Below are 17,053 nucleotides of genomic sequence, written 5' to 3' on the forward strand. Positions count from 1 at the left end.
TTTTATCGCTTGGTCAAAATGCCTAGCATGATGCCCCGCTTATGCCAATCGGCTGTTCACTCTCGACAAATCCCCGCGCCCTTGTCAATTTCGAACGTGGCTAGAGTTCTCACATTCGCAAGGACCCGGTTTTGCATGGCCATGCCTGACGATCGGCTGACGACGCTGGAAATCCGCGCCGCCGAACAGGAAAAGACCATCGAGGAACTGTCCGGCCAGATCGCCGAACAGTGGAAGGTGATCGAGCGTATGGAGCGCAAGCTTGCAGCCTTGACTGACCGGTTCCTGGAGTTGGAGCAGACCGCCTCCGACGTGCCGGTGACCAAACCGCCGCATTGGTGAGGAGCCATGGGAAAAGACGGCCATGTCCAGTGAAAGCGAACGTGTCGCCCGGGCCGGCGACTATGTCTTCGGCTTGATGAACGACAGGGAACGCGCTCGCGCCGAACGCGACCTCGAGAACGATCCCGCCTTTCGCGACACGGTGCTGCGGCTCGCCGAGCGCTTGCGCGCGCTTGATCCCGCGGCAGCCGAGGCACGCGGCAATCGCTGGGAGCTGGTCACGCAACGGCTTGCCGAACTGCCGCAGATGCAGGCGCGGCTCGCCGGCATTGCCGCTCCGGAGGCCGAACCGCCGCCGGTGATGATCCACCGGCTCGAGCGCAAGCCCTACGGCGTCGGCTTGCATTCGCTTGGCGGCAGGCTTGGTTTTGTCATTGCGCTCGCCCTGCTGGCAGCGTTCGCGCTCGGCTATATCGTCGGCACGCTATAGAACGTCGCCTTCGGCCATGGCTTCGATCGTCGGCCGCATCATCCCTTCTCAAAAATGAAACCGCCGGGCACTGGCCCGGCGGTTCAAATCCTGCTTCATGTGCCGATCAATAGGGGCACTTGTTGTCAGCGGTATAGTCGTGCACCTCGATCTTGCCGGCGATGATGTCGGCCTTGGCCTTTTCGACCGCGGCTTTCATCTCGTCGGTCACCAGCGCCTTGTTGTTGTCGTCCATGGCGTAGTCGACGCCGCCTTCCTTGAGGCCGAGATTCTGGAGGCCGCCCTTGAAGGTGCCGTTCTTGCCGTCCATGAAGGCGTTGTAGACGGCGACGTCGACGCGCTTCATCATCGAGGTCAGCACCTTGCCCGGCTGCAGGCCGTTCTGGTTGGAATCGACGCCGATGCCGAGCTTGCCGGCATCCGCCGCCGCCTGCAGCACGCCGACGCCGGTGCCGCCGGCCGCCGCGTAGACCACGTCGGCGCCCTGGTCGATCTGCGTCTTGGCGATCTCACCGCCCTTGGCCGGGTCGTTCCAGGCGGCCGGCGTGTCGCCGGTCATGTTCTGGATAACGTCGGTAGCACCCGCCGACTTGGCGCCGCCGACATAGCCGCATTCGAACTTGCGGATCAGCGGGATGTCCATGCCGCCGATGAAGCCGACCTTCTTTGACTTCGACGCCATCGCCGCCAGGATGCCGACGAGGTAGGAGCCTTCGTTCTCCTTGAACACCAGTGAGCGGACGTTGGGCAGGTCGACGGCGTCGTCGATGATGGCGAAGTTCAGGTCCGGATAATCTTTCGCGACCGCTTTCAGCGCGTCCTCCCAGGCAAACCCGGCCATGACGATCGGGTTGCGGCCGTCCTCGGCGAAGCGGCGCAGCGCCTGCTCGCGCTGCGAGGCATTCGAGACTTCGAACTCGACATAGGCGACGCCCGTCTCGGTCTTGAATTTCTCGGCGCCGTGATAGGCGGCCTCGTTGAAGGATTTGTCGAACTTGCCGCCCAGATCATAGAGGATGGCCGGCTGCACGTCCGCGGCGAAAGCCGGAAGAACCATTGCGGTTGCGGCCAGAAGGCCGAGAACGATACGTTTCATGTGATCCACACCCTGTCGGTTATTTTTTCCGTTTTGCACCGCCTGCCTGCCCGGTTCTCCGGCAGGCTTGCGATGCCAGGCAGGAAGTGTTTGCCCTTCCCGCTCGCGGCCAATCTGGCACGGCGCGAAACAAAATTCACGTGGATTTTTGACCTGTTGGAAAAAGCGGTTACCGGCGGTCCGGCGCGGTCAGGCTCGGCGGTTTCGCCGTAGGCCTCCGTCCGGAATTGCGTCGGAACAAGAGCTCTCAGGGGCTGGGAGCGAAATCGGCGCCCCGGCGTTTGCGCCGATAGCCGATGGCGTAGAGCAGGAAGGCAAGCACCGCGAACACGGCGAAACCGGGCTGCGCAAGCACCCAGGCCACTGCGCCGTCCCACACCAGCGGATTTGCCTTGGCGCGCACGAAAGTCTCGAAGGCCGCGCGGGTATCCGGCGAAACCGCCAGCCAGCTTGCGTTGAGCGGCGTCATCACCAGCGAGGAAGCGGCGACCGAGCGTGTCGTGTCGATCACCGCCATGATGACGGCAATCGACAGCGCAACCATGGCTGCCAGCCGAAAGATGAAACGCAGCATCGACGCTCTCCCCGGGAAGGCTCCCGTCTACCCCGCCATCGACATAGAGCGTGCGTGGTTCCCGCGCAATCGCGGATCCATGAAATTAGCGAGCCCGCGCCGGTCTGCGCCGGTTGACCCGCCAGATGGCGAAAATGCCACCGGCGATCGCCCCGACGATCAGGCCACCCAGCCCGACGAATGCCGCGAAGAATCCGCAGGCGCCCTCGAAGCAGCTCATATGGGTCAGGTCGGCAATCAGCGAACCGGCAAAGAACCCGCCGCAGGCGCCGACCGCGCCGCCAAGGATGATGCCGAGCAGCGCGGCAAGGATCGAGACGAAGACCGGCGGCCGCTCGGTCTCCGGATTGGCGTAGATCGTCTCGGCGCCGGCCCCGCTGCGCAGGAGATAGATGCAGAGCAGGCCGATGGCGATCTCGGCGACGGTGAAGCCCAGCCCCTCGGCCGAGAAGACGAAGTCGGACACGAGCAGCACATAGGCCTGGCGCACCAGGATCCAGATGATGATGGCGATCTGCCAGATCGTGTAGTGGCGCGGGAAACGGGCGGATCGGTTGAAGGCGAGACCAAGCAGGTACAGCCCCCACAGAATGGTGATGACGCCGCCGGCGAGGCCGCCATAGATCAGGAAGAGGACGTTATCCGGCAGGCTGAAGTCGCCGATCAGCCGCCAGTTCGAGATCAGGCCATAGGCCGACAGACCCATGACGATGACGAGCCAGGCCACCGGGATGAAGGAAAGCCCGCTGTCCGGCCGCCCTGCGGGTTGCTGGTCGATCGATGCCATGTCAGGACAATGCCCCTCGCAAAGCCCAATGCAATTCTGCAAGCAGTCGACAGGCAGGCAAGGCCGAAGTCAAGCTCGGATGGTCTGCAGGGCACCGACCACCTCACGGCCGCAGCCGGCTTTCCTCCTCGACCGCTTTCAATCGCACGACCGATACCGAGCAAAGGGCTCGCGCCACCACCTTGGTCGACACGCTGCCGAGGTGGCGGCGGATTGCCGAAGAGGATCGGGCGCCGACGACGATGTGCCCGACATCGTTGTGCTCGGCATAGTTGAGGATCGCGTCGGCAGGACTGACCGCCTCCAGCACGTGATAGCTTATGCGGTCCTCCGGCAGATGCAGCGGGCGCGCCCAGTCCTTCAACGCGACCAGCCGCTGCAGATAGACCAGGCGCCCCGATTCATCGACATCCGGTGTCTTGCCGACAATCTCGGTCTTCAGCACCGTCACGCAGGCCAGCCAGGAATCCGGACGTGCCGCAAGGACACGCGCGGTTTCGTTGCGAACCTCGCCCGCCAGCACATCGCTTCCGCTGGCAAGGTCGACCGCGGCCAAGACGATCGGCGGTCCGGCGCGGACCTCGGAGCTGGCCGCCTTGCCCACCAGCGACTTCTCATCCGTCCGGCGGAAAAGGTTTCTGATCGCGCCCCAGCCCCGTTCGTTCGATGGCGCGCTCTTCCTGGCGACCACGACCTGATCGGGGTTCCTGAGATCCGAGAGAACATGCGCCGCTTCGCCATAGCGCCTTGATCTGTCGACTTCCATGCAACGCAGAATGACGGCCTCCAGCCACCTCGGTATGGCCTTGTCGATGTCTCGCGGCGGCTGGGGCGCATGATAGAGCCTGCGCTTCATTCCCGCGAAGGTGGCCGGACGCCCGAACGGCTCCTCGCCGGTGGCGAGCTGATAGAGGATGCAGCCCAGCGCGAATATATCGCTTGCCGGGTCGGACCGCTCGCCCAGCACCTGTTCCGGCGACATATAGGCTGCGGTACCCATCGGCACGGAACTCTCTTCGCCGAGAAGGTCCGGAAGCTCTGCATGGCGGGCGAGGCCGAAGTCCAAAAGCACGGCGCCGCGCTCGGCCAGAATGATGTTTTCAGGCTTGAGATCGAGGTGGACGACCTTCTGGCGGTGCAAGGCGGCGAGTGCCTTAGCAATCTCAGCGCCGATCCTTGCCACCTCGTCCGGCGGCTGTGGGGCGCCGTTCGTCAGTTCCGCCAGACCGACGCCGGCGACGAACTCCATGGCGATATAGGGAACCTTCGCCAGGCTGCCGGATGCCGCGAAGCGCGGCACATGCGGACCCGACAGGCGTTTGAGGATCAGTTCCTCGGCTTCGAAGCCGAGAATGACGGAAACATCTCCACCCGGGTCGAGAAATGGGATCTTCAGCAGAAGCGGGAAATCGAATTTCGGATTTCTCGCCCGCCATAGCGTCGCCATGCCACCGGATTGAAGCCGCTCGACGAGCTCGAAACCATCGATGCTTGCCCCTGCCTCGAACTTCTGCATCCATCGCCTCCAGGCTGACCAGAGCAATTCCAGGAAAAGTGTGAGCGGTTTTCCGTCCGGAATTGCGTAAAAACAAGGAGCTAGAGCGGTTCGCCGTTTCCGTGAAACGGTGAAAACGCTCTAGCGGCCGATCTTCAAGCGCATGCCAAGCCACCCGGGCAAGCCTGACGCCTGAATCTTGCGAGCGGTTTCTTCATGATCGTAGGGAACGCGCACCATCGTCACCTCGCGCCGCTCCGTGTCGAGAAGCGCGAAGCAGGCGGCCGAATTGCCATCACGCGGCTGGCCGACCGCCCCGACGACGACAAGGTGCCGCCTGAGCTCGGACAAGGGTGCCGCCACATTGTCGAGCGGCCGAAAATGAACCGGCCGACTGCCGGGCAAAGCATAGTAAATGGCTGGAATGTGGTTATGGCCACAGAAGATGAAGCGGGCATCGCTTGAGGAGAGGCAGCGTTCCGCCGCGTCGACGTCGCGTATGTACCGCCATTTTTCCGGCCGTTCGGCGCTGGCGTGAACATAGAGCCGGTCCGAGGACCGGAGCGAAAGCGGCAGCTGCGCGAGAAAGTCGAGATGCTCCCGGGCGAGCCGTTCGCGGGTCCACTCGATGGCGGTCCGCGCGTTCTCCGTCATGTCGGTCCGGCCCAAAGCCGCCGCTTCATCGTGGTTGCCCTTGATGCAGAACGCACCGCCCTCCACCAGATCGGCGACCTTCTCGACCACATAGACAGGATCAGGTCCGTAGCCGACCAGATCGCCAAGCAGGACCAGTTGGTCCGGTGCCCGCTTGCCAACGACACCGAGGACTGCGTCGAACGCCTCACGGTTGGCATGGATGTCAGACAGGATCGCGATGCGCATTCAACCTTGTCCCGGGAAGCGTGCAACATAGCAAGGCGACGGCTGCAAGGAATTTGATCCGGCTCAATACCCGTGCGCGAGCTTACGGCGGAGCATCCCCCGCCAATGCGGTTACCTTGTCGACTTCCACGACATTGGCTGCGGATCGGCTGTCCGGCTCTCACGCGCTCCGAAACCAGGCTGCGGCTTAGGCGCGAACGGGTCTTGGGGGTCAGCCCGAATACGTCACGCGAACGCGCGGCAGGCCGTCGTCAAGGCGGCCTTCGGGGCCATCGACGGCCAAAAGCCTTTGCAACGCCATTATGGCTTGGCATTCGCTTTCGGATCGACTAGATGAGCCCCGCGCCTGTTTGCCTGGACGGCTGGCGGCGCAGGGAAGGGTTGCCTGCCGGTTGAAGGCACACCACATATCCGTCAAGGACTTCCCATGGGAGCATCTCCCCAACCCGCGCGGCAAAACCGGCCGGCGCGAGATGTCAAGGACGGAGAGGTGGCCGAGTGGTTGAAGGCGCACGCCTGGAAAGTGTGTTTACGGGAAACCGTAACGCGGGTTCGAATCCCGCTCTCTCCGCCAGCTATTTTCCTAATAAACCAATGATTTCATATACTTATATTATTCACGAAGTGCTTCAAGATCGAAGCGACCTTAATCTGCGTAACAAATTGTCAAGAATCCGCCAAGCCGAAACCGAAGGTATGCAGTGGACCTGATCTATCCGGATCAGGTCCGGCTGAGGCCCGCGCTATCGCTGGTTGCCAATCCACCAAAACCCGCCGAGTGATTTCTGTTCCATTAGGTGCAACTGAATCAACAATGGAACAATTCCTGGACGGTCGGAATTGTTGGTCGGTTTCAATAGAGGGCCAGCCAATGTCCATCATTGAGAGCATCACCGGCATTTTCTCGTCGAAGAAAGAACCGAAAAAGGCGCGTGAAAGAAAAGCTGCGCCGAAGAGTGACGCTCCGAAAAGAGCGTCTGCTGGATCGTCAGCCGCCAAGAAGACTGGTGCTGCTCCGGCGATGTCGGCCCACTCGAAAGACGCTGCCTCAAGGGGCAAGTCGGGGCAGCCCAAGGCGGCAGCCAAAAAGAAGGCAGCCCATTGACCGAAAGAACCCGCAGAAGCGAGGTTCGTTAGCGTTCACCACCACGCTGCTTGTGCAGCATCAACGGTAGCGCCTTCTATCCGGTGCGGTCTTCGATCGCGGGGTTCGCCAATTCATTCCCTGAAACGATATTCCGTGCCGGACGCGGAACCAATTCCACGCGCCAAAGTTAGGAAGCGCTTACGGGACTTTGCTATGCTCCTTGCCGTGGACGATGCGATCTCGTCGGCTGTTTTGGCCGGCAGAGGGAGGGATGCGGAAATCTTTGGTGTCATTGATCTCACCACCAAAACCGAAGCCAGGTTCAGCACCCTCAGCTTGGGACATGCTATCCAATTTGTCGCTAACGCGTCAGTGCTGGGCTACGATGTTCGCGGTGCGATGGTCCTCTACGGATTGCAGGGAAAGCCGAGCCTGAGAAAATGGGACTGCGACCGGCTATGGGCACAATACGGCGGCGCCTTGCTCCAACCATAAGATGCCGATTCACTTTGTCCAAAGGCCGAGTTCCTCCCGGCTCCGTGCTGATGGCCGCCGCTCGTAGTCCACCGGGCCACTGAACAACATCCGAGCCTCACCGCGCCCGACATCCCTGCCAAGTCTGAAGGCAGCATACACCGCGCCGAGGGCGATCATAAATCTAAGCATGTACTCGTTCTCCGGTTTTGAGGGGAAGGAACCGCCAACCATCCCGGTTGGTTCCGGCGTACCCCGAAAAGGGAAACCCGCGCCCCTCGGCGAGGACGCGGGCCGGTGTTTCCACCATTCTGCGACCGCTTGAGGGGGACAGTCGCAGACCTTTTCAACATGGCAAACTGCAGCTTGTTCCGAGTTGCAAAAAGAAAACCCGCCGAACAACGTCGACCGTCCGGACTCATGATCGCATCACGCGCGCAGTTACATACAGTGGCAAATCCTCACGAGGAAAAACGCGCCCACTCCATAAGGGATGAAGAGAAGACCGAGGGCAATCCAATAACCCGGCTGCGCCATTGCCGCGAAATCTGAAAGAAGCTGTTTCATCGCAACCGAACGAAAGGTGATCATCATTGTTCCAAGGGGCAGCGGTCCGAGGGGCATGTTGCCTGCGATTTTTGCGGGCAATGGAACATGTTCTTGAACTTTCAGTTCGAGCCAGGATCAAGAAGCAGCGGAGATGTTTGGTGGCTCCTCTAACGCCAGAGCAGGTAATGGCAGCCAGGGCCTTGTTGAACTGGCCCCGGGTACGGCCTGGGGCAAAATGCGATTTGAGAGAAGCCAGCATTCGCGAATTCGAGCGCGGGGGCCGGATGCCCTCGGCGGAAAAACTGCTTGCCATGCGCCAGGTTTTGCAGGCCGCCGGCGTCGAGTTCTTTGGACAGGACAGCTCCGGCAAGCCTGTCGTTCGATTGCACGCTTCGAAGGCTCCGCACGTCACCAATCTCGCCGAAGGCGAAGCCGGGATAATCGGCAACAGCGAAATGTGACCAAGGTCAAGGAAACTGCGCCAGTTCCTCGCGTGACAAACCGCGGTCGTTCGGCAGAAGGGGCGCAGGCGGACTGCCCAGATGACGCGACAATGCCTCGACTGTTGGGGCATAGCGTTCCCTGAGCGATGCCAGTCGTCCCAAGCCATGCGGCTTTGGCGTTCCGTAGCCTGCCCTAGCCGCACGCTCCAGGACCTGCTGCAGCACCTCTCTATCGGTTGTCGGGCGGTCGATGTCGAGCCGAAGCAACTTGCTCAGCTCGTCTGCAAGGTGAGTGCCTTCCTCACGCAGCAGGATAGCCTTGCCGCGCAGCTTGGGCTCATCGATCGCTTCGAGAACGGCAGCAAGGTCCAACAACGCGGCGAGCGTGGCAGGCCACCCCGCACCGGTTTCCAGGGATCGGAAATTAATCAGGAACGGGTGCGATGCGTGGCTCTGCAGAACCTCGGCGCACCAGTCCCTGCCCTTTACGAGCACCTGCTCCAGCTCATCCTTGCAACCGAGTGAAGCATAGCGTTCCAGCAGCGCGACCGCGGATGGCGGATCGCCTGACGCGGTGGTGATCTTGAGGATGCCGGAGTCACGCCTGCCGATGCTGGTCTGCACCTGAAGCAGGTAGGTGACGGCCATCGTCATGACGGACAGGCCGCAAAATCCCGCCGCGATGTTGACCCAACGGGCAGGACCGGTTGCGTCCGTTTCGCTAAGGCCGACCGTCACCAGGCTGCTTCCTGCGACGAATACTGCCTGGGAGAAAGTCGGGACCGCGGGCCGGTACCAAGCACTCAACGCATCCACCATCAGCCCGAAACCGAAAATGAGAAGCAGCATCCAGCCGGTGAAGGACGCTACCAGCACGAAAGGCGCGAAGGCCGCCGGAATGGCGGCGCCGGGCCTGCGCGTATGCCGCAGCCCGAACAAGCCGGCGAAAACCATCCGGCTTGCAAGACGCAGGGACGCCCGGCTCTCGCCCGGAACAACGACGGTATCAAAGACATCGCGAAGCGTGAACCAGACCACAAGGGTTCCGATGCCGAATTGCAGGATACCGACGACCATCTCCTGTAACGCCCCGATCGGACTTGTGTTCAGAAATCCTGCTGTATCGGACTCGCAGGGAAGCGGATAGCGCAAGCTCCCCGAGCCGCCGATCGCTCATCTCGGCCAGCCAACCTCGCCAGTGCAACCCTTCGCGATGTTCGAGGAACAAAGTGGCCGATTGTCAGTTCGGTAACATCAACAAACGTTTTCGGGTCATGGCTCATCGTCGGTTTTTGTCACTAGCTCTGGGCCTGCTTGTCTTGGCATTTGGCTCGATGCAGCAAGGCACTGCTCGGGCCCAGGCGCCCTGCCCGGCCGATCACGACAAGCTGCTCTCGGCCTTGAAGGCCAATGTCAAGGCGAGCGGCGGCCCCGCGAATGGCGGCTTCGAGACCAATGAATGGGCAGCGATCGTAGCTCGCGACGGCACCGTCTGCGCGGTCGCCTTCAGCGGGCCGACGGCCGATGCGCAGTGGCCGGGCAGCCGGCTGATTGCGGCCGAGAAAGCGAACACGGCCAATGGGCTCAGCCTGGCGAACATGGCGCTTTCGACAGCCAATCTCTACGCGGGGGTGCAGCCCGGTGGGCCGCTGTTCGGCCTGCAGGCCACAAACCCCGTCAACCAGGCAGCGGCTTACACAGGCGATCCGAAGACGTTCGGCAGCGCCAGTGACCCGCTGATCGGCAAACCGATCGGAGGCCTCGTCGTGTTCGGCGGAGGCCTGGCTCTGTATGACGGCAAGGCCATTGTCGGTGGCCTCGGTGTCAGCGGCGATTCCTCCTGCGCGGACCATAATGTCGCCTGGCGCGTTCGCGCGGCCCTCGGCTTGGACAAGGTTCCTGCGGGTGTTAATCCCAATCGCAAGGACGCCATCATCTACGATCTCGATCCCGGCGGAAAAAGCGCCTCCGGCTGGGGTCATCCGCTTTGCGCCGGCCACGAGGCCGACATTGCGGCGGAAATCGGCTCCGGCGTCGGAGGTTCGACGCCGAAATGAAGCAAGCAATGCAACTTGCAGCATTCTGCGGTGACCCGGTATGTACGGACCGCGCGCCGGCATTTCGAAAACATTTTGGCGTTCTTACTGCCACGCTGCTGGTCTGCGCGCCCTTGCTGACGGCCGCTTCACAGACCCCGCCAGCACCTGCGATCTCTCCGCCTGCCACGGCCGCACCGCCCGATGACGGGCAATGGACGATGCCGGCCAAGAACTACGCCTCGACCCGCTATAGCGAGCTTGCCGAAATCAACGAAGGCAACGTCAAGAACCTGCAGGTCGCCTTCACCTTCTCGACCGGGGTGAACAAGGGCCAGGAAGCGGCGCCGCTGGTGATCGGCAACACGATGTATATCGTGACGCCATTTCCGAACGTCGCCTACGCGCTCGACCTCTCCAAGCCCGGCGCGCCGATGAAATGGAAATACGAGCCCAACCCCGAGCCGGCCGCGCAAGGGGTTGCCTGCTGCGACGTGGTCACCCGTGGCGCGGCCTTCGCGGACGGGCGCATCTTCTTCAACACGCTGGACGGCCACACCATCGCGCTCGACGCGAACACCGGCCAGCCGATCTGGAACGCCCATATCGCCAACATCAATATTGGCGAGACCATCACCATGGCGCCGCTGGTGGTGAAGGGCAAAGTGCTCGTCGGCAATTCCGGCGGCGAGATGGGCGTGCGCGGCTGGGTCAAGGCGCTCGACGCCGGCGACGGTCATGTCGTCTGGACGGCTTACAACACCGGTCCCGACAAGGAGGTGCTGATCGGACCCGACTTCAAGCCGCATTACGACATGGACAAGGGCAAGGACCTCGGCGTCACGACATGGCCGCCGGAAGCCTGGAAGATCGGTGGCGGCAACATGTGGGGTTGGATTTCCTACGATCCGGATCTCAACCTGATCTTCCACGGCACCGGTAATCCCGGCCCCTGGAATCCCGATTTGCGGCCCGGCGACAACAAATGGACGTCAGGCATCTTTGCCCGAGATGCCGATACCGGAGCGGCGAAATGGTTCTACCAGTGGACCCCGCACGATCTTCACGATTATGACGGCATCAACGAGCAGGTCCTGCTCGACATGAATTGGCAGGGCAAGCCGCGCAAGGTGCTCGTCCGCCCGGAACGCAACGGCTATCTTTACGTCCTCGACCGGACGACCGGCGAAGTCCTGTCCGCAAAACCTTATGGCCCCGTTAATTCCAGCAAGGGCGTCGACCTCAAGACCGGCCGCCTGATAGAAAACCCGGACAAGCTGACGGGTACCGGCAAGGTTGTCCGCGACATCTGCCCGACCGCCTCGGGCCTCAAGGACTGGCAGCCTTCGGCCTTTTCGCCGAAGACCGGCCTGCTCTACATCCCGCACAACAATCTGTGCATGGACGAAGAGGGCGTCGAGGTGAACTACATCGCCGGCACGCCCTATGTCGGAATGAACGTCCGCATGATCCCCGGGCCGGGCGGCAATCGCGGCGCCTTCACGGCCTGGGATATCGCCGCCGAAAAACCCGCCTGGAGCCTTAAAGAGAATTTCCCGGTGTGGAGCGGCGCGGTCGTGACCGCCGGCGACGTGGTCTTCTACGGAACGATGGAAGGCTGGTTCAAGGCGGTGAGCGCCAAGACCGGCGACCTGCTTTGGCAGTTCAAGACCTCGTCCGGCATCATAGGCCAACCCATCACCTATCGCGGCCCGGACGGCCACCAATATGTCGCCATCTTATCCGGCGTCGGCGGCTGGGCCGGCGCCATCGTTTCGGGCGACCTCGACCCGCGCGACGCCACCGCGGCGCTCGGTTTCGTCAATGTCATGAAGGACCTGAAGAACGCGACCACGGCGGGAGGCACGCTGTATGTGTTCCGTCTGCCCTGATGTGTTCGGCTTGATCCACGGCGTGGCCCAGAAGCTGCTCACGCGCATCGCGCTCGGCATCGCCGCGCTCGCCTTGCTACTCTTGCCGGCGACCGCCAGCGCTCGCGAGCTCAGGGTCTGCGCTGACCCGAACAACTTGCCCTTCTCCAACGCGGCCGGTCAGGGTTTCGAGAACAGGATCGCCGAGATCATCGCCGACGATCTCGGCGCCAAACTGACCTATACTTGGTGGGCGCAGCGCCGTGGCTTCGTGCGCAACACGCTGAAGGCGGGGCTGTGCGACCTCGTGCCCGGCACGCCGGCCAATCTCGAAATGCTGCGCACCACCACGCCCTACTACCGGTCGTCCTATGTCTTCCTTACGCGCCAGGACGGCCCGGACGTGACCTCCTTCAACGATCCGCGATTGCGCGGCCTGCGTATCGGCGTTCAACTCATCGGCGACGACGGTGCCAACTCGCCTCCTGTCCGGGCGCTTGGCCGCCGCGGCATCGTCGGGCATCTCATCGGCTACCCCGTCTATGGCGACTACGCCGCTCCCAATCCGCCGGCGCGCATCGTCGATGCGGTGGCGAACGGCGAGATCGATCTTGCCGTGGTCTGGGGTCCGCTCGCCGGCTATTTCGCCCAGAAGCAGAAGGTGCCGCTGCGCATCACGCCGGTCACGCCGCGCATAGACGGCCCGCAACTGCCCATGATTTACGACATCTCCATGGGCGTGCGCCGCGAGGACGATGCGCTACGCGGCGATGTGAACGGCGCCTTGGCCAGGCACAAGGCCGAGATAGACGCCTTGCTGGCTCAATATGGCGTGCCGCGCCTCGATGCCTCCGGGAGCCCGGTGCGATGAGGCCGGTCATCGCACTGCTCCTGTTCGCATCACTGGCCCTTGCTGCCTGCCAGCGCGAAGAGCGGGACACGCGCCCGCAATCGGCGCTCGGCTCCGGCGAGCGGCCGACGCCGGTGACGACGCTGGAACCTGGTGGGCAGCGGCCATCCCCCACGGACAACAAAGCGGCGAGCTTCGAGGCCAATGCCTTTCATCTGAGCGAAGGCAAGCGCCTGTTCGGCTGGTTCAACTGTTCGGGGTGCCATGCCAATGGCGGCGGCGGTATGGGCCCTGCTTTGATGGATGAGAAGTGGATCTACGGCGACTCGATGGAAAGCATCCATGCCACGATCCGCGACGGCCGTCCGAACGGCATGCCGAGCTTCCGCGACAAGATACCCGACGACCAGATCTGGGAGCTTGCGGCCTTCGTTCGCTCCTTGAGCGGCAACGCGCCCTCCTCCGCCGCGCCCTCGCGCAATGACGACATGATGGTGCATCCGTCCGAAAACCGCATGCCGGATGCCGCCACGCTGGGGAAGTCGCCGTGAAACGCCTCGCATCGATTGCGTTCGCCACGGCAATCACCCTGTTTCTTCAGGGATGCGCAGGGTGGCAATCGGCGCTCGACCCCAAAGGCCCGGCGGCGAGCGAACTCGCATGGCTGATCTGGTTCTTCACCGGCCTGTGCGCGGTGGTGTGGGTGCTGGTGATGGCCGCCCTTGCCGTGCCGTTGCTGATGCGGTCGCGGCAACATGCCGAGCCGCTTGCGCTGGATGCCGGCGCCGATAGTCGCAAGCTGCGCGTGGTGATGATTGCCGTCGGGCTGACCGCCGTGATCCTGGTCGGGCTGACCTTGCTCAGCTTCTTCGCCAACAGGACGCTTGCGGCGATCGGCTCGGACGCCGCGCTGACCATTCGCGTCACCGGCCATCAATGGTGGTGGGAGGTGCGCTACGAGGATGCCACGCCGAGCCGCATCCTGACCACGGCGAACGAGATCCATATTCCCGCCGGCGAACCTGTGCGGCTTCTTCTCACCTCGACCGACGTTATCCACTCCTTCTGGGTCCCAAGCCTGTCCGGCAAGCTCGACCTCATTCCCGGCCGAATGAATGTGCTCGACATCAAGGCCGACAAGCCTGGCATCTACCGGGGCCAATGCGCCGAGTTTTGCGGCGCGCAGCACGCGAATATGGGCACCTTCATCATCGCCGAGCCGCGCGCAAAATTCGACGCCTGGTGGAACGACCAGTTGCAGCCGGCCGCTGCTCCAACGAGCGACGAGGCAAAAGCCGGCGGGGAGCTCTTCCTGAAACGCCCCTGCGTGATGTGTCACAAGATCGGCGGCACGCCTGCCGGCGGAACGGTCGCGCCCGATCTCACCCATGTCGCCAGCCGGCAGACGCTCGCGGCCGGGACATTGACGATGAGCCGGGGCAATCTCGCCGCCTGGATCGCCGACCCACAGGGCGTGAAGCCCGGCTCGCACATGCCGGTGGTCGATCTGAGCGGCGACGAACTCAACGCCATTGTCGCCTATCTCGAGGGGCTGAAATGAGCAGCGCGGATCTCACCAGCGAACGCGATCTGACGCCAGAGCGCGAAACGTCCGCCAAAGGCGATATAGCGCCAGAGCGTGACGGACCGCGCGACACAGGCATGGACGATGCCAGCCTGCATCGCTGGCTGGCGCGCACATGGCGCACGCCCCCCGGCATCATCGGCGCGCTGTCGAGCGTCGATCACAAGGTCATCGCACGCCGCTATCTGATCACCGCTTTCCTTTTCCTGTGTCTGGGCGGGCTCAACGCCGTCGTCATGCGCGTCCAGCTCTCAGGCCCGCGGCGCGGGCTCGTCGGCCCTGATCTCTACAATCAGCTGTTCACGATGCACGGCGTCACCATGATGTTCCTGTTCGCCGTGCCCATCGTGCAGGCGACCGGCATCTACCTGGTGCCGTTGATGGTTGGCACCCGCAACATCGCATTTCCCCGCCTCAACGCCTTCAGCTATTGGGTCTATCTTTCGGGTGGCCTGTTCGCCTGGGTGTCGTTCGCCCTCGCGATGGCGCCGGATGTCGGCTGGTTCGCCTATGTGCCGCTGTCCGGACCGGAATACGGTCCAGGCAAGCGCGCCGACGTCTGGGCGCAGATGATCACCTATACTGAAGTGTCCTCACTGGCGGTCGCGGTTGCGACCATCGTGACCGTACTGAAACAGCGCGCACCGGGCATGTCGCTGGATAAGATTCCGCTCTATGTCTGGGCGCTGCTGGTCACGTCCTTCGTCGTCGTTTTCGCCATGCCGGCGGTGATGATCACCTCGACCTTCCTGATCCTCGACCGGCTCGTCGGCACGCATATCTTCAACCCGGCCGAGGGGGGCGACGCGCTGCTGTTCCAGCATCTCTTCTGGTTTTTCGGCCATCCCGAAGTTTACATCATCTTCCTGCCGGCGACGGGCATGGTCTCGGCGATCATTCCCGCTTTCGCCCGCCGCCCGGCCTTCGGCCATCTCGGGCTGGTCCTGTCGCTGATCGCGGTCGGCTTCCTGTCGTTCGGCCTCTGGGTCCACCACATGTTCGCGACCGGGCTGCCGAAGCTGGGCGCGAGTTTCTTCACCGCGTCCAGCATGTTGATTGCCATCCCCAACGGCGTTCAGATCTTCTGCTGGCTGGCCACTCTCTGGGACGGCAGGCCGGTGATCCGCACGCCGCTGCTGTTCGTCTTCGGCTTCTTCTTCACCTTCGTCATCGGCGGCCTTACCGGCGTCATGCTCGCCTCGGTGCCACTCGACCTGCAGGTGCACGACACCTATTTCGTCGTCGCTCACTTCCACTATGTGCTGATCGGCGGCTCGGTCTTCCCGCTGCTCGCAGCCGCCTATTTCTGGTTCCCCAAGATCACCGGCCGCATGATGAGCGAGCGCCTCGGGCGCTGGCATTTCTGGCTGGCGATGATCGGCTTCAACGCGGCATTCTTCCCCATGCACATCGTCGGCCTGTGGGGCATGCCGCGCAGGGTCTATACCTATCCGGCCGAGCTCGGCTGGGGGAACATCAATCTCTTCATCAGCGCTGGCGCGGTGCTCTTCTTCCTGAGCTTCGTGCTGTTCGCCTTCAACTTGGTCCATGGCGCGCTAAGGGGCGCGCCCGCGGGCGACAATCCCTGGGACGCGGGCACTCTTGAATGGGCGACGTCCTCGCCGCCGCCCAGCTATAATTTCGCCCGCATTCCAGTCGTTACCAATGTCGAGCCGCTCTGGGCCGAACGTGGGGCGCTTCCCGTCGCGACCGGGCTTCGCGTCGACGTTCGCGAATTGCTCGTCTCCACCGTCGCGGAAGCCTATCCCGACATCCGCGAAAAATCGGCGACGCCGTCGATCTGGCCGCTGCTGGCGGCGATCGCGGTCGGGGCCACCTTCCTCTATTCGATCTTCACGCCATGGGCGATCGTCTGGGGCGCCGCGCCGATCGCCGTCACCCTGGTCGGTTGGTTCTGGCCCAAGGGCGATCCGGAGGACGAGGAATGAACCAGCGTCCCGCCATGGATCTTGCCGGCCTCCCGACCTTTGGGCATGGCCCGCGTAGCCCGACCTGGTGGGGCACGCTCGGTTTCATGGCACTGGAAGGCATGGGCTTCGCGCTGGCCGCTGGCGCCTATCTCTATCTGGCGACGTTGTGGCCCAACTGGCGCCTAAGCGCTCCGCATCCCAATCATTGGCCGGGAACGATCGTGACGCTGCTTCTCGTCGTCAGTCTGGTGCCCAACCACATGCTCAATCGCTATGCCAAGCAATGCGCCATGGGGCCGGTGAGGATCGGCATGGTGGTGATGTCGCTGCTCGGCCTCGCGCCTCTTGTCGTGCGGTGGTTCGAGTTCCCCGCCCTGAATATCTATTGGGACACGAACGCCTACGGCTCGATGCTCTGGGTGCTGCTTGGTCTCCACACCACGCATCTGATCACCGATGTTGGCGACACGATTGTCCTGACGGTGCTGATGTTCACGCACCATGGCTATAGCGGCCGTCGCTTTGGCGATGTCGGCGACAATGCCTTCTATTGGGATTTCGTGGTCCTCACCTGGATTCCGATTTACCTGCTCATCTACTGGCTGCCGAGGTTAGGCTGAG

The 17,053-nt window shown here is 62.8% G+C and carries 19 protein-coding genes and 1 tRNA gene; 14 read left to right on the forward strand and 6 right to left on the reverse strand.

Translation table 11 applies throughout. The annotated features are described in order from the left end of the window. Positions 1–135: 135 nt before the first annotated feature. Positions 136–342 (forward strand): SlyX family protein, encoded by a 207-nt coding sequence (locus EN852_RS02050; protein WP_095817028.1) that lies wholly within the window; start codon positions 136–138, stop codon positions 340–342. Between the two features lie 22 nt (positions 343–364). Next, on the forward strand, positions 365–772 hold the full coding sequence (locus EN852_RS02055; protein WP_127874714.1) for a hypothetical protein: 408 nt from the start codon (positions 365–367) through the stop codon (positions 770–772). Between the two features lie 106 nt (positions 773–878). Here EN852_RS02055 and EN852_RS02060 read toward each other — a convergent pair whose 3' ends face one another. Next, a complete protein-coding gene (locus EN852_RS02060) occupies positions 879–1,868 on the reverse strand; it encodes a BMP family ABC transporter substrate-binding protein (RefSeq protein WP_112126444.1) in 990 nt (329 codons plus the stop codon). On the opposite strand from EN852_RS02060, the gene EN852_RS02065 reads away from it, so the two are divergent. Further along, positions 1,869–2,081 carry a hypothetical protein gene (locus EN852_RS02065; RefSeq protein WP_127874715.1) on the forward strand — a complete coding sequence of 71 codons (213 nt, stop codon included), beginning with the start codon at positions 1,869–1,871 and terminating at the stop codon, positions 2,079–2,081. It begins immediately after the preceding gene. Positions 2,082–2,115: 34 nt separating this feature from the next. Here EN852_RS02065 and EN852_RS02070 read toward each other — a convergent pair whose 3' ends face one another. From EN852_RS02070 to EN852_RS02085, 4 genes are all read right to left on the reverse strand, one after another. Next, positions 2,116–2,442, reverse strand: coding sequence for a hypothetical protein (locus EN852_RS02070; protein ID WP_127874716.1), 327 nt, complete (start codon positions 2,440–2,442; stop codon positions 2,116–2,118). A gap of 85 nt (positions 2,443–2,527) precedes the next feature. Continuing rightward, a complete protein-coding gene (locus EN852_RS02075) occupies positions 2,528–3,229 on the reverse strand; it encodes a DUF2569 family protein (protein WP_127874717.1) in 702 nt (233 codons plus the stop codon). Between the two features lie 103 nt (positions 3,230–3,332). After that, entirely contained in the window at positions 3,333–4,745 is a 1,413-nt protein-coding gene (locus tag EN852_RS02080) for a bifunctional serine/threonine-protein kinase/universal stress protein (RefSeq protein WP_127874718.1), read from the reverse strand. 120 nt (positions 4,746–4,865) lie between these two features. Next, positions 4,866–5,606, reverse strand: coding sequence for a metallophosphoesterase (locus tag EN852_RS02085; RefSeq protein ID WP_127874719.1), 741 nt, complete (start codon positions 5,604–5,606; stop codon positions 4,866–4,868). 484 nt (positions 5,607–6,090) lie between these two features. Between EN852_RS02085 and EN852_RS02090 the strand changes: the two genes are divergently transcribed. From EN852_RS02090 to EN852_RS02105, 4 genes are all read left to right on the forward strand, one after another. Next, positions 6,091–6,180 (forward strand) — tRNA-Ser (locus EN852_RS02090). A 297-nt stretch (positions 6,181–6,477) separates the two neighbouring features. Then, positions 6,478–6,711, forward strand: a complete 234-nt coding sequence (locus tag EN852_RS02095; RefSeq protein WP_127874720.1) for a hypothetical protein — start codon at positions 6,478–6,480, stop codon at positions 6,709–6,711. 195 nt (positions 6,712–6,906) lie between these two features. Further along, positions 6,907–7,188: a hypothetical protein gene (locus tag EN852_RS02100; RefSeq protein WP_127864175.1), complete on the forward strand. Its 282-nt coding sequence runs from the start codon at positions 6,907–6,909 to the stop codon at positions 7,186–7,188. Positions 7,189–7,901: 713 nt separating this feature from the next. Further along, complete coding sequence (locus tag EN852_RS02105; RefSeq protein WP_127874721.1) at positions 7,902–8,177, forward strand: XRE family transcriptional regulator; 276 nt, start codon at positions 7,902–7,904, stop codon at positions 8,175–8,177. Positions 8,178–8,183: 6 nt separating this feature from the next. Here the strand turns inward: EN852_RS02105 and EN852_RS02110 are convergent, their stop codons facing one another. Further along, the gene (locus EN852_RS02110) at positions 8,184–9,236 is read right to left on the reverse strand and encodes a hypothetical protein (RefSeq protein ID WP_127874722.1); all 1,053 of its coding nucleotides are present in this window, start codon (positions 9,234–9,236) and stop codon (positions 8,184–8,186) included. A 257-nt stretch (positions 9,237–9,493) separates the two neighbouring features. Here EN852_RS02110 and EN852_RS02115 point away from each other — a divergent pair, with 257 nt between their 5' ends. From EN852_RS02115 to EN852_RS02145, 7 genes are read left to right on the forward strand one after another with little or no spacing between them, the layout of a single operon-like run. Continuing rightward, positions 9,494–10,216, forward strand: coding sequence for a heme-binding protein (locus tag EN852_RS02115; protein ID WP_127864172.1), 723 nt, complete (start codon positions 9,494–9,496; stop codon positions 10,214–10,216). After that, on the forward strand, positions 10,213–12,087 hold the full coding sequence (locus tag EN852_RS02120; RefSeq protein WP_127874723.1) for a methanol/ethanol family PQQ-dependent dehydrogenase: 1,875 nt from the start codon (positions 10,213–10,215) through the stop codon (positions 12,085–12,087). Before EN852_RS02115 ends, EN852_RS02120 begins: the two co-directional genes overlap by 4 nt. A 46-nt stretch (positions 12,088–12,133) precedes the next feature. Further along, a complete protein-coding gene (locus tag EN852_RS02125; protein ID WP_246694165.1) occupies positions 12,134–12,937 on the forward strand; it encodes a substrate-binding domain-containing protein in 804 nt (267 codons plus the stop codon). Further along, complete coding sequence (locus EN852_RS02130) at positions 12,934–13,467, forward strand: c-type cytochrome (RefSeq protein ID WP_127874725.1); 534 nt, start codon at positions 12,934–12,936, stop codon at positions 13,465–13,467. Before EN852_RS02125 ends, EN852_RS02130 begins: the two co-directional genes overlap by 4 nt. Then, on the forward strand, positions 13,464–14,477 hold the full coding sequence (gene coxB / locus EN852_RS02135; RefSeq protein ID WP_189545657.1) for a cytochrome c oxidase subunit II: 1,014 nt from the start codon (positions 13,464–13,466) through the stop codon (positions 14,475–14,477). Before EN852_RS02130 ends, coxB begins: the two co-directional genes overlap by 4 nt. Continuing rightward, the gene (ctaD, locus tag EN852_RS02140; protein WP_127874726.1) at positions 14,474–16,450 is read left to right on the forward strand and encodes a cytochrome c oxidase subunit I; all 1,977 of its coding nucleotides are present in this window, start codon (positions 14,474–14,476) and stop codon (positions 16,448–16,450) included. The genes coxB and ctaD overlap by 4 nt, the downstream gene beginning before the upstream one ends. Further along, complete coding sequence (locus EN852_RS02145; protein WP_127874727.1) at positions 16,447–17,052, forward strand: cytochrome c oxidase subunit 3; 606 nt, start codon at positions 16,447–16,449, stop codon at positions 17,050–17,052. The genes ctaD and EN852_RS02145 overlap by 4 nt, the downstream gene beginning before the upstream one ends. The last annotated feature ends 1 nt before the right edge of the window (position 17,053 follow it).

This window comes from Mesorhizobium sp. M2E.F.Ca.ET.209.01.1.1 (genome assembly GCF_004010375.2).
Lineage (GTDB): Bacteria > Pseudomonadota > Alphaproteobacteria > Rhizobiales > Rhizobiaceae > Mesorhizobium.